Source organism: Meinhardsimonia xiamenensis, from assembly GCF_900102905.1.
Lineage (GTDB): Bacteria > Pseudomonadota > Alphaproteobacteria > Rhodobacterales > Rhodobacteraceae > Meinhardsimonia > Meinhardsimonia xiamenensis.
The window spans coordinates 110,269-122,853 of the sequence record NZ_FNFV01000006.1; the positions used below are offsets into that span (position 1 = coordinate 110,269).

A 12,585-nucleotide genomic window follows, 5' to 3' on the forward strand; every position below is an offset into this window, starting at 1 on the left:
GCCATGGCCACCATCCCCACCCATGCGCGGGCCGTCATCATCGGCGGCGGCGTCTCGGGCTGCTCGGCGGCCTATCACCTCGCCAGGCTCGGCTGGTCGGACATCGTGCTTCTGGAGCGAAAGCAGCTCACCTGCGGGACCACATGGCATGCCGCGGGCCTCATCGGCCAGCTTCGCGCGACCCAGAACATGACCCGGCTCGCCAAGTATTCCGCCGATCTCTACGTCGGGCTCGAGGCGGAGACGGGCGTTGCCACCGGCATGCGCCAGAACGGCTCGATCACCGTCGCCCTCACCGAGGACCGCCGGCAGGAGATCCTGCGCCAGGCCACCATGGCGCGCGCCTTCGGGGTCGAGGTTCATGAGATAAGCCCTTCCGAGGCAAAGGAGATGTATCCGCACCTCAATGTCGAGGACGTGGTCGCGGCGGTGCATCTGCCGAAGGACGGTCAGGCCGACCCGGCCAACATCGCCATGGCCACGGCCAAGGGGGCGCGGATGAACGGGGCGACGGTGGTGGAAGGCGCCAAGGTCACCCGCGTCACCGATGACGGCCGGCGCGTCACCGGCGTTGACTGGCAGATGGGCGAGGAGACCGGCCACATCGCCACCGACATCGTCATCAACTGCGGCGGCATGTGGGGGCGCGATCTTGCCGCCGCCTCGGGCGTGACGCTGCCCCTGCATGCCTGCGAGCACTTCTACCTCGTCACCGAGCCGATCGCGGGGCTTGGCCAGCTTCCGGTTCTGCGCGTTCCCGACGAATGCGCCTATTACAAGGAGGACGCGGGCAAGATGATGCTTGGCGCCTTCGAGCCCCGCGCCAAGCCCTGGGGGATGGAGGGCATCCCCGAAGATTTCTGCTTCGACAGCCTGCCGGAGGATTTCGAGCATTTCGAGCCGATCCTCGAGAAGGCGATGAGCCGGGTGCCGCTCTTTCAGTCGGCAGGCATTCACACCTTCTTCAACGGGCCTGAGAGCTTCACCCCCGACGACCGCTACTATCTCGGCGAGGCGCCGGAACTCAGGGGCTACTGGGTGGCGGCGGGCTTCAACTCGGTGGGCATCCAGTCCGCCGGCGGCACCGGCATGGCGCTTGCCCACTGGCTCGAGGAGGGCGAGCCGCCCTTCGATCTGTGGGAGGTGGACATCCGCCGCGCCCAGCCCTTCCAGCGCAACCGCCGGTACCTGCGCGAGCGGGTGACAGAGACGCTGGGGCTTCTCTACGCCGATCACTGGCCCTACCGCCAGCCGGTCACCGCCCGCGGCGTGCGCCGCTCGCCCCTCCACGAGCATCTCAAGGCCGCAGGCGCCGTCTTCGGCGAGACGGCGGGGTGGGAGCGGGCCAACTGGTTCGCAAATCCGGGTCAGGAGCGCGAATACCGCTATGACTGGGGCAGGCAGAACTGGTTCGACAATCAGCGCGCCGAGCACATGGCGCTGCGCGAGGGCGTCGGCCTCTATGACATGTCGAGCTTCGGCAAGATCCGCGTCGAGGGGCGGGACGCGTGTGCGTTCCTGCAAAGGCTCTGCGCGAATGACGTGGATGTGGCGCCGGGGCGCATCGTCTACACCCAGATGCTCAACTGGCGCGGCGGGATCGAGAGCGATCTGACCGTCACGCGGCTCTCCGAGACGGCCTTCCTTCTCGTGGTGCCCGCGGCCACCGTCATCCGCGATCTCAGCTGGCTCAGGCGGCATCTGCACGAGGACGAGTTCGTCGTCATCACCGATGTGACCGCCTCCGAAGCCGTGCTCTGCGTGATGGGGCCGAAATCGCGCGAGTTGATGGCGCGGGTGAGTCCTGATGACCTCACCAACGAGGCGCATCCCTTCGGCCTCGCCCGCGAGATCGAGCTGGGGATGGGGCTCGCGCGCGCGCACCGCGTCTCCTACGTCGGCGAGCTTGGCTGGGAGCTCTACATCTCCACCGAGCAGGCTGCGCAGGCCTTCGAGGCAATCATGGAGGCGGGCGCCGACATGGGGCTGAAGCTCTGCGGGCTCCACGCGATGGACAGCTGCCGCATCGAGAAGGCCTTCCGCCATTTCGGCCATGACATCTCCGACGAGGATCATGTGCTCGAGGCCGGGCTCGGCTTTGCGGTGAAGCCCGACAAGGGCGAGTTCATCGGCCGCGAGGCGGTGCTCAGAAAGCGCGAGGAGGGGCTGAAGCGGCGGATGGTGCAGTTCCGCCTGACCGATCCCGAGCCGATGCTGTTTCACAACGAGGCGCTGGTCAGGGATGGCGAGATCGTCTCCTACATCACCTCGGCCAATTACGGCCATTTCCTCGGCGGTGCGATCGGCATGGGCTATGTGCCCTGCGAAGGCGAGAGCGCCGAGGAGGTGCTGGCCTCGAGCTACGAGATCGAGATCGCGGGCACGCGGGTGCCGGCCGTGGCCAGCCTGAGGCCGATGTATGACCCGAAAGCCGAAAGGGTGCGGATGTGACCATGACCCCCGAGACACCCGCCTCGCCTAGTCCGCGCACGCGCCGGGCGGGCGGGCGCGCCGCACGGGTGGCGGCGCGGGCCGCGCCGCTTGCCGAGGAAATCCGGCCCATCCGGCCGGGCATGGAGGGCGGGCGCTACAGGCCGCTCACCGAGGGGGATGTGCAGCGGATCCACGAGGCGGCGCTGCAGGCGCTCGAGGTGATCGGGCTTGCCGACGCCCCCCTCTCGGGCATCGAGGCGATGTGCGCGGCGGGCGCCGTCCTTGGCGATGACGGGCGGCTGCGCTTTCCGCGCGCGCTGGTGGAGGACATGCTGGCCATTGCTGCGCGCGACATCACGCTGCATGGCCGCGATCCCAGGCATGATCTGTTCCTGTCGGGAACGCGGGTGCACTACGGCACGGCGGGTGCGGCGGTGCATGTCGTCGATCCCTTCACCGGCGACTACCGCGAGTCGACGGCGCGCGACCTCTTTGACGCCGCGCGCCTCGCCGAGCATCTCGACAACGTCCATTTCTTCCAGCGCCCGATGGTGGCCCGCGACATCGCCGACAATTTCGAGATGGATCTCAACACCATCTACGCCTGCGTCGCGGGCACGAAGAAGCACATCGGCACCTCCTTTTCCGACCCCTCACATGTGGCCGGCTGCATGGAGCTCATCCACCTGATCGCGGGCGGCGAGGAGGCATGGCGGGCGCGGCCCTTCATCTCCAACTCCAACTGCTTCGTCGTGCCGCCGATGAAGTTCGCCACCGACTCCTGCATCGCCATGGAGCACTGCATCCGCGCCGGCATGCCGGTGCTGTTGCTCTCGGCCGGGCAGGCGGGGGCGACGGCGCCCGCACCGATCGCCACGGCGATCGTGCAGGCGGTGGCCGAGTGCCTTGCCGGCGTCGTTTATGTCAACACCATCGCGCCGGGCCACCCGGCGGTGTTCGGTACATGGCCCTTCGTGTCGGACCTGCGCACCGGCGCGATGTCGGGCGGCTCGGCCGAGCAGGCGCTTTTGACGGCCGGTTGCGCGCAGATGCACCATTTCTACGGTCTGCCGGGTGGCGCGGCGGCGGGCATTTCGGACTCCAAGCTGCCGGACATGCAGGCCGGCTGGGAGCAGGGGATCACCAATGTCATGGCCGGGTTGGCCGGGCTCAACATGGTCTACGAGGCGGTGGGGATGCACGCCTCGCTCCTCGGTTTCTGCCTCGAGAGCCTCGTTCTGGGCGATGACATCCTCGGCCAGTGCATCCGCGCGGTGCGCGGCATCGACGTGACCGACGAGGCGGTGTCGATCGAGGTGATGCGGCAGGTCTGTCTCGAGGGGCCGGGGCATTATCTGGGCGCCGAGCAGACGCTGCGGCTGATGCAGCGGGAATATGTCTATCCGCGCATCGGCAACCGGATGAGCCCCAAGGAATGGGAGGAGGCCGGGCGGCCGCAGCTTCTGGAGCAGGCCCGCGCGCGCAAGGAGGCGATCCTCGCTCAGGCGCAGTCGCTCATCCCGCCCGATCTCGACCGGCAGATTCGCGCGCGCTGGAACATCAGGGTGTGAGAGGGGGAGGGGGCGTTGCCCCCTCTGCGCGTGGCCGCGCATTCACCCCCAGGGTATTTCGCCCAGGATGATGGGAGCTTGAGGGCTTCTCAGATCACCGCCTCGAAGAGCGCGCGGGTGTTCTCGGGCGTCATCGGCACGGGGTTGCCGCCCGCCGAAGGGTCGCGCAGCGCCATCTCCACCATCTCGTCGATGCGATCGGGCGTGACGCCAAGATCGCGCAGGCGCGGGGGGATGCCGAGCCGGGCATTGAGCCCCTCGATCATGGCGAGAAAGCCGTCAAAGCCGCCGCTGAGGCCGAGATAGGCGGCGGCGCGGGCGATGCGCTCCTCGATCGCCGGGCGGTTCATGCGCAGCACGGCCGGCATGACCACCGCGTTGGTGGTGCCGTGGTGGGTGTTGAAGATTGCGCCCACCGGATGCGAGATGGCGTGCACCGCGCCAAGCCCCTTCTGGAAGGCGACCGCGCCCATGGCCGCAGCGGCCATCATCTGCGCGCGTGCCTCGATGTCCTCGCCATTCTCGTAGGCGCGCGGCAGATATTCGTGCACGAGCCGCATGCCTTCGAGCGCGATGCCCTGGCTCATGGGGTGGAAGAAGGGCGAGGAATAGGCCTCGACGCAATGGGCCATCGCGTCCATGCCGGTGCCGGCGGTGATGGCGGGCGGCATGCCCACCGTCAGCTCGGGGTCGGCGATGACCTGGGCGGGGAGGATCTTCGGGTGGAAGATGATCTTCTTCTCGTGGGTCTCGGAATTGGTGATGACCGAGGCGCGGCCCACCTCCGAACCGGTGCCCGCGGTGGTGGGCACGGCGACGCTTGGCGCGATGGCATCGGCATCGGCGCGCGTCCACCAGTCACCCACGTCCTCGAAATCCCAGACGGGCCGCGTCTGGCGGCACATGAAGGCGATGGCCTTGCCCAGATCGAGCCCCGAGCCGCCGCCCATGGCGATCACCCCGTCATGGCCGCCCTCGTTGAAGGCGGCAATGCCGGCGGCAAGGTTCTTCTCGGTCGGGTTCGGGTCGACCTCGGCGAAGAGCGCGCGGCCGAGCCCCGCTTCTTCCATGAGGTCGAGCACGCGCGCGGTCAGCGGCAGCGCTGCAAGCCCGCGGTCGGTGACGAGAAGCGGCCGGCGGATGCCGGCCGCCGCGCAGGCCTCGCCTATCTCTCTGATGCGTCCCGCTCCGAAGCGGATCGTCGTGGGGTAGGACCAGTTGGCGGTCAGTTGCATGGGCTGTCCCTCGTCATCTGTTCTGTCAGTGTGCCTTGCCGCCTTCGGCCGCCTTCGGTTCTGGATCAGGCTCGAGGAAGGGGTCGGGGTTGAAGTCGGAAAGCGGGATGTCCTCAGGCCCCCATGTGCGCTCGATGACATGGGCGTGCACATGCTCGCCTCCACACGCCTTCAGAACGCGGATGGCGGTGTTTTCTGCCTGATCGTCAGCCGTGCGCACCCAGAGCACGACGCCGCCCGCCTCCATGGCGCGCGCAAGTTCCTGGGCGTGCAGCGTCTCGAGCACGGCCGCAAGCGTGGCCCCGAGTCCCGCGCCAAGCGTGCCGCCCGCCGCTGCCGCGGCGAGCGCCAGCGCCGCCGCGCCCCCCGTGGCCACCACACCAAGCGCTCCCGCCGCGCCGAGGATGAACATCGGCGCGCCCACCACAGCCGCCTCGGCAAGCTTGCGGGAGGGGCGCGGCACGAAGGCGCGGCGCGGCGTGTGCGGATCGTCGGCGAGCACCTCGACGGGCTCGAGGTGATCCTTCAGCTTCTCGCGCACCGTCTCGTCGGTGGCCATGATGTTGAAGTCGCCGTCGGCGAAGCCTTCCTGTGTCAGCCGTTCGACGGCCTGCTCGAGTGCGGTGACGTCGCGGAAGACGGCCGCGACCTCCCGTACGCTGTAGGTTGCGAATGCCTTCTCGCTCATCGTCATTCCTCCTCTTCGCGGCGGGCCGGCGCCTCGGTGCCGGTCCGCGCGGTCGTGACCGGAAATGACACGAAACCGTTTTGCAGGAGAAATGGGGATCGGCGCCGGCACCGCCAAGAGGGTCATGCCAGGCGCTTTCTGAGATGGTAGGACCTGGGCCGCGTCAGCGACAGATACCCCAGCCGCGAGAGCGCCGCCCCGCGGCCGGTGTTCTTGCAGCCGGTCCAGCACAGGGCAGGGTCGAGATAGTCGCAGCGGTTCATGAAGACGGTGCCCGTCTCGATCCGCGCGCCGATGGCCCGCGCGCGCTCGGGATCGGCCGTCCAGAGCGAGGCGGTGAGCCCGTAGTCGCTGTCGTTCATGAGGCCGATGGCCTCCTCGTCGTCATCGACCGCCATGATGCCGACGACCGGGCCGAAGCTTTCCTCCCGCATCACGCGCATGGAGTGATCGACATTCGTCAGGATCTGCGGGCTGAGGTAGCAGCCGCCGTCATCGCCCTCGAAGGGCTCGAGATGGGCGCGCGCGCCGGCGGCGATCGCCTCATTGATCTGCTCACGCACGAGGCGGGCGAAGCGGATGTTGGCCATCGGGCCGATGGTGGTCTCGGGGTCGAGCGGGTTGCCGAGCCTCATGCCGCGCACAAGTTCCACCGACTTTTCCACGAAGGCGTCGAAGAGGGGGCGGGCGACATAGATGCGTTCGATGCCGCAGCAGCACTGGCCGGAGTTGAACATCGCCCCGTCCATCAGAGTCTCGACGGCGGCGTCGAGATCGGCATCCTCCATCACGTAACCGGGATCCTTGCCGCCAAGCTCGAGCCCGAGCGGCGTGAAGGTGCCCGCGGCGGCGCGCTCGATCGCCTGCCCGCCCTTCACCGAGCCGGTGAAGTTGACGAAGTCGAAGGATTTCGCCGCAATCAGCGCCTCGGTGGTCTCGTGATCGAGAAAGAGGTTCTGGAACACATCGGCCGGCACGCCCGCCGAGGTGAAGGCGCGCACCATGCGCTCGCCGGCCAGAAGCGTCTGGGTGGCGTGCTTGATGATCACCGCATTGCCGGCGATCAGGCCGGGCGCGACGGTGTTGATCGCGGTGAGATAGGGATAGTTCCAGGGCGCGATGACGAAGACGACCCCGAGCGGCTCGCGGGCGATGAAGCGGTGGAAGGCCTCCGACTCCTCGATGACCTCGGGCGCGAGGGCCGCTTCGGCGATTTCGGCCATGTAGCTTGCGCGCTCCTCCACGCCGCGAAACTCGCCGCCGTAGCGGACGGGCCGGCCCATCATCCAGGCCAGCTCCTCGACCATCTCCCGGCCCATGGCGCCAAGCGCGGCCACGCCCGCGCGCACCAGCGCCACGCGCTCGGAGAGCGGGCGCGCGGCCCAGTCCTCTTGCGCGGCACGGGCGCGGGCAACGGCCTCGCGCGCCTCCTCGAGGCTTGCCACGGGGCGCTCGGCATAGACCGAGCCGTCGACGGGGGAGATGCACTTGAGCGTCTTTGTCATCGGGGGTTCTTTCGTTTCTGGTCTTGCCGGCTCAGGCCCGCTCGAAGCCGCGCGCGAGATCCCAGTCGGTCACCACGCGGTCGGCCTCGGAAATCTCCCATTCCGCGGCGTGCACATAATGCTCCACCACCTCCTCGCCGAAGGCCTCGCGCAGCATGGCCGAGCGTTTTGCCGCGCGGGCGGCATCGCGCAGGGTGCGGGGGATGACGCGGGCGCGGCGGGCCTGATAGGCATCGCCCCGGAACTCGGGCTCGAGCGCCATCTTCTCGTCGATGCCCTTGATCCCGGCGGCGATCTGCGCGGCGAAGGCGAGATAGGGGTTGAGATCGGCGCCACCGATGCGGTTCTCGACGCGCACCGCCTTCGTGCCCTCGCCGACGACGCGGAAACCGGCGGTGCGGTTGTCGCGTGACCAGACCATGCGGGTGGGGGCGAAGGTGCCGGCCACATAGCGCTTGTAGCTGTTGACGTAAGGCGCAAGGAACAGCGTCACCTCGGCGGCATGGGCGAGCAGCCCGGCGACGTAGTGGCGCATGGTCTCGGACATGCCGTGCTCGGCGTCCGGGTCGTAGAAGATGGGCGTGGCGCCATCGGCCGACCAGAGCGACTGGTGGATGTGGCAGGACGAGCCCGCCGCCGCGGTGTCATACTTGGCCATGAAGGTGACGGCATGGCCGTGGGCCCAGGCGATCTCCTTCACGCCGTGCTTGGTGATGACGTGGTTGTCGGCCGCCGTCAGAGCGCCAGCATAGCGCACGTTGATCTCTTCCTGCCCGGCCCAGGCCTCGCCCTTGGAGTTCTCCACCGGGATGCCGGCGCCATAAAGCCCGTTGCGGATGGCGCGCATCACCCCTTCCTCCTTGGCGGTCTGGAAGATGTGGTAGTCCTCGTTGTAGGCGCTCGCCGGCGTCAGGCCGCGATAGCCGCGGGCATGCGCCTCCTCGAAGCTGTGGCTGAAGAGGTAGAACTCGAGCTCCGAGGCCATCATCGCCGTCATGCGCCGCTCGGCGAGCCGGGCGAGCTGGCGCTTGAGGATGGCGCGGGGGGAGACGGCGATCTCCGCCTCGCCGTGGTGGTCGAGGATGTCGCACAGCACAAGCGCCGTGCCCTCGGCCCAGGGCAGACGCCGCAAGGTGGAAAGGTCGGGCTTCATCATGTAATCGCCGTAGCCCTTCTCCCAGCTCGCGGTCTTGTAGCCGGGCACCGGTTCCATCTCCATGTCGACGGTGAGGAGATAGTTGCAGGAATGCGTCTCCTCATGGGCGGATTCCAGAAAGTGCGCGACATGGAAGCGCTTGCCCATCAGCCGGCCCTGCATGTCCACCTGGGCCATGATGACGGTGTCGATCTCGCCGGCTTCGGCCAGCCCGCTCAGTTCCTTCAGTGTCAGCAGTCCCGGCATCGCGCCTTGTCCCTCGTCTCGTGGCTGTCACCTGGTGTCGGTCGGGACCGGCCCGCAGCGGGGCCGGTCCTGTCGTCCTGAGGCGCGGAGACCCCCGCAGCGCGGGGCGCCTCAGCTGTAGCGGTAGGGCGGGCCAGCCTTCTCCATTACCTCGTTGTACTCGCGGATCTTGGCCACGACGCGTGCCTTGACCTCCGATTCGGCGGCGATCTCGTCCCAGAACTTCTTCGCCTCGGCCTCCACCTGCGCCCACTCCTCGGCCGGGATGGTGGTGAGCTTGAGCTTGTCGCCATTGACGCGCAGCGCCGCCTCGCCGCCCCAGTACCACCACTGGCGGTAGTAGTGCGAGGCATCGGCGCAGACCTGGAACAGCGTCTTGAGGTCGTCGGGCAGCTCGTTCCAGCGCTCCATGTTGGCGAAGAAATGCCCGATCCAGGCGCCGGAGATGTTGTTGGTGAGGAAGTAGTTGGTCACATCCGCCCAGCCGACGGTGTAATCCTCGGTGATCCCCGACCAGGCGATGCCGTCAAGTTCGCCGGTCTGCAACGCCACCTCGACATCCTCCCAAGGCAGGGTCACCGGCACCACGCCGAAGCGGCTGAGGAAGCGCCCGGCGGTGGGGAAGGTGAAGATGCGCTTGCCCTGCAGGTCGGCAAGGCTGTTGATCGGCTCCTTCGTGGCGAAGTGGCAGGGATCCCACGAGCCGGCGGAGATGTGCTTGACGCCGACCTTGGCGTATTCCTCCTCCCAGATCTCCTTCAGCCCGTACTGATTGAACAGCACCGGCACGTCGAGCGAGTAGCGCAGCGCGAAGGGGAAGTAGCCGCCGAACACCGTCACCTCGGTCGGCGAGGCCATCGAATCGTCGTCCGACTGCACCGCGTCGATGGTGCCGCGCTGCATGGCGCGGAAGAGCTCGCCCGTGGGCACCAGCTGATCGGCGAAGAAGAGCTCGATCTGCATGCGGTCACCGGCGATCTTGTTGAACATCTCGATATGCGGCTTGATCACATGCTCGGCAAGCGCCGGGCCGGCATAGGTCTGCATGCGCCAGCGGATGGTCGATTGCGCGATGGCCGGCGCGGCGAGAGTCGCGGGCGCGGCGGCGGCCGCACCGGCAATGAAGTTGCGTCTTGTCGTCATGGTCTTCACCTCCTTTTGTCTGCTCGCCTCTGTCTTGTCTCCGGCCGCGTGGACCGCGGCTTCTGAGCGCTGATCTCACTTGTTGTAGACGTATTCGGGCAGCCACAGCGCGATTTCAGGAAAGATCATCACCAGCGCCAGAGCCATGACCATCACGCCGACGAACGGAAAGATGGAGCGGTAGATGTCGCCGAGCGAAATCTCCGGCGGCGCCATTGCCCGCATCAGGAACAGGTTGTAGCCGAAGGGCGGCGTCATGTAGGCGATCTGGGTGGTGATGGTATAGAGCACGCCATACCAGATCAGGTCGAACCCCAGCTGATGGACAAGCGGCACATAGAGTGGCGCCACGATCACCAGCATCGCGGTGTCGTCCAGGAAAGTGCCCATAAGCAGGAAGCTCAGCTGCATCAGGATCAGGATCGTCCAGGGGTCGAGCCCCCACTGGCCCACAAACAGGTTCTCGATCGCCTTCACCGCGCCGAGCCCGTCGAACACCGCGCCGAAGCCGAGGGCGGCGAGGATGATCCACATGAACATGCAGGTGACGCCGAGCGTGTTGCGCACCGAGGTCTCGAACACCTCCCGCGTCATCCTGCCTTTCAGCACTGCAGCGAGGAATGCCGTCATCGCCCCGATCGCCGAGCTTTCCACGAGGGAGGTCCAGCCATTGATGAAGGGCACCATCATCGCCCCGAAGATCGCCAGTGGCAGGATGCCCGCGCGCAGGAGCCGGAGCTTTTCGGCCAGCGGCACGTCGCGCTCCTCGGCGGGCAGGACCGGACCCAGATGCGGCTGCAGGCGGCAGCGGATGCCGATGTATATGATGAAGAGAGCGGCCATCATCAGCCCCGGTAGCACGCCGGCAAGCCACAGCTGCCCGACCGGCTGGCGGGCGATCATGGCATAGAGCACCAGCACCACCGAGGGTGGCACCAGAATCCCGAGGCTCGATCCGGCCTGGATCACCCCTGTGACCATAAGCTTGTCGTAGCCGCGACGCAGCAGTTCGGGCAAAGCGATGGTCGCGCCTATGGCCATGCCGGCGACCGACAGCCCGTTCATTGCCGAGATCAGTACCATCAGCCCGATGGTGCCGATGGCCAGCCCGCCGGGCACTGGTCCCATCCACACATGGAACATGCGGTAGAGATCATCGGCGATCCGGCTTTCGCTGAGCACATAGCCCATGAAGATGAACATCGGCAGCGTCAGGAGCGGATACCACTTCATCAGCTTCATCGCCGCCGAGAAGGGGATGTCGACGCCGCCGGTGCCGTAGAGGAAAACCGCCCCCGCCGCCGCCACCGCGCCGATCGCGGCAAAGACCCGCTGGCCGGTCATCAACAGCAGCATCATCGCCGAGAACATGATGACCGCGATCGCCTCGTGGCTCATGCCGTGCTCCTGTCGCTGTCCTTGGCGGGGTCCTTGCCGGGCGCGCGAATCACCTCGGCCCGCGCGCCGCGCCCGATCTCGAGCCCGCGCATGCGGGCGAGATCCTTGAAGAATTCGGCCGTGGCCTGCAGCAGCATCAGGAAGATGCCGATCACCATCACCACCTTGATCGGCCACATGTAGGGCCGCCAGGCGGTGGAGGAGCGCTCGAGCCGCCCGATCACCTCTCCGGCCGCCTCCGGCCCGCCGCTCAGAAAGGCCATGGCGAGATCGCGGAAGAAGGCGAAGGGCTCGGTGCCCCAGTAGCCCAGCGAATAGGCCGTCGAGCCGATGGCGCCATAGAGCAGCACCGCGAGGTAGAACAGAAGGAAGAACACCATGAAGGCGTCCACCATCGCCTTGCGGCGCGCGCTCCAGCCGCCATAGATGAGGTCCATGCGCACATTCGTGCCCATCTGGATCGAGTAGGGCCCGCCGAGGATGTAATAGGCGACCATCAGGAACTGCGCGGTCTCCAGCGTCCAGTGCGCGGGCAGGAAGGCGACCTTCGAGATCGAGGACCACATCAGTACCGCGATCATCACGAAGATCAGATACATCGTCGCCCGGCCGATGCGGTAGTTGAGCGACTCGACGGCACGTACATATGCAACGATGATCCGGGGCATCGCGCGGGATTTGGCGCGACGAAAGGGCCACTTGTCAATAGCACCTTGGTGAGGGAAGGCGCGGTACACCCGGCGACATCGTCGCTGCCCCTGACCTGCCCCCCGGTCGTCCCTCGTTCATAACGAGAGTCCTTGGGGTTGATAGTGGTCGCTTTGGGCGTGGGCAAGCGCGCCGGGCGCGGAGCCCTCAGATTGCTCAAGCGCCCGGCGCGCGTCGGATGGGGTCATCCCGCCGAGCGAGGAATGCGGCCTGACGTTGTTGTAGTCGTAGCGCCAAGGGGCCAGGGTCCGTCGGGCGTCGACCAGGCTGTCGAAGATTTCCTCATTGAGGCATTCGTCGCGCAGGCTGCCGTTGAAGCTCTCGATGAAGGCGTTCTGCTGCGGCTTGCCCGGGTCGATGCAATGCCACTCGACGCCGTTGTCCTTGGCCCACTTCAGGACGGCCTTGCTGGTGAACTCGGTGCCATTGTCGGTCACGATGCTCTCGGGCCTGCCATAGAGCCGCACCAGCGCGTCCAACTCCCGCGTGATCCGGTCGCCGG

At 67.2% G+C, this 12,585-nt stretch carries 10 protein-coding genes; 2 read left to right on the plus strand and 8 right to left on the minus strand.

What is annotated here, in order from left to right; genetic code table 11:
• Positions 1-3 precede the first annotated feature (3 nt).
• Both BLQ14_RS13010 and BLQ14_RS13015 read left to right on the plus strand, forming a co-directional pair.
• Positions 4-2,451: a GcvT family protein gene (locus BLQ14_RS13010; RefSeq protein ID WP_092501003.1), complete on the plus strand. Its 2,448-nt coding sequence runs from the start codon at positions 4-6 to the stop codon at positions 2,449-2,451.
• A gap of 2 nt (positions 2,452-2,453) precedes the next feature.
• Positions 2,454-4,004 (plus strand): trimethylamine methyltransferase family protein, encoded by a 1,551-nt coding sequence (locus tag BLQ14_RS13015; RefSeq protein WP_092501004.1) that lies wholly within the window; start codon positions 2,454-2,456, stop codon positions 4,002-4,004.
• Positions 4,005-4,093: 89 nt separating this feature from the next.
• Here the strand turns inward: BLQ14_RS13015 and BLQ14_RS13020 are convergent, their stop codons facing one another.
• From BLQ14_RS13020 to BLQ14_RS13055, 8 genes are all read right to left on the minus strand, one after another.
• Positions 4,094-5,239, minus strand: coding sequence for an iron-containing alcohol dehydrogenase (locus BLQ14_RS13020; RefSeq protein WP_092501005.1), 1,146 nt, complete (start codon positions 5,237-5,239; stop codon positions 4,094-4,096).
• A gap of 25 nt (positions 5,240-5,264) precedes the next feature.
• Positions 5,265-5,927 carry a hypothetical protein gene (locus BLQ14_RS13025; protein ID WP_092501006.1) on the minus strand — a complete coding sequence of 221 codons (663 nt, stop codon included), beginning with the start codon at positions 5,925-5,927 and terminating at the stop codon, positions 5,265-5,267.
• A gap of 122 nt (positions 5,928-6,049) precedes the next feature.
• Positions 6,050-7,432 carry an aldehyde dehydrogenase family protein gene (locus BLQ14_RS13030; RefSeq protein WP_092501007.1) on the minus strand — a complete coding sequence of 461 codons (1,383 nt, stop codon included), beginning with the start codon at positions 7,430-7,432 and terminating at the stop codon, positions 6,050-6,052.
• 31 nt (positions 7,433-7,463) lie between these two features.
• Positions 7,464-8,834 (minus strand): glutamine synthetase family protein, encoded by a 1,371-nt coding sequence (locus BLQ14_RS13035; RefSeq protein WP_092501008.1) that lies wholly within the window; start codon positions 8,832-8,834, stop codon positions 7,464-7,466.
• Between the two features lie 111 nt (positions 8,835-8,945).
• A complete protein-coding gene (locus BLQ14_RS13040) occupies positions 8,946-9,977 on the minus strand; it encodes a TRAP transporter substrate-binding protein (protein ID WP_092501009.1) in 1,032 nt (343 codons plus the stop codon).
• 75 nt (positions 9,978-10,052) lie between these two features.
• A complete protein-coding gene (locus BLQ14_RS13045; protein ID WP_092501010.1) occupies positions 10,053-11,375 on the minus strand; it encodes a TRAP transporter large permease in 1,323 nt (440 codons plus the stop codon).
• Positions 11,372-12,043: a TRAP transporter small permease subunit gene (locus tag BLQ14_RS13050; protein WP_092501011.1), complete on the minus strand. Its 672-nt coding sequence runs from the start codon at positions 12,041-12,043 to the stop codon at positions 11,372-11,374. Before BLQ14_RS13050 ends, BLQ14_RS13045 begins: the two co-directional genes overlap by 4 nt.
• Positions 12,044-12,160: 117 nt before the next feature.
• A partial coding sequence (locus BLQ14_RS13055) for an integrase core domain-containing protein (protein ID WP_143004497.1) occupies positions 12,161-12,585 on the minus strand: 425 nt, incomplete at its 5' end.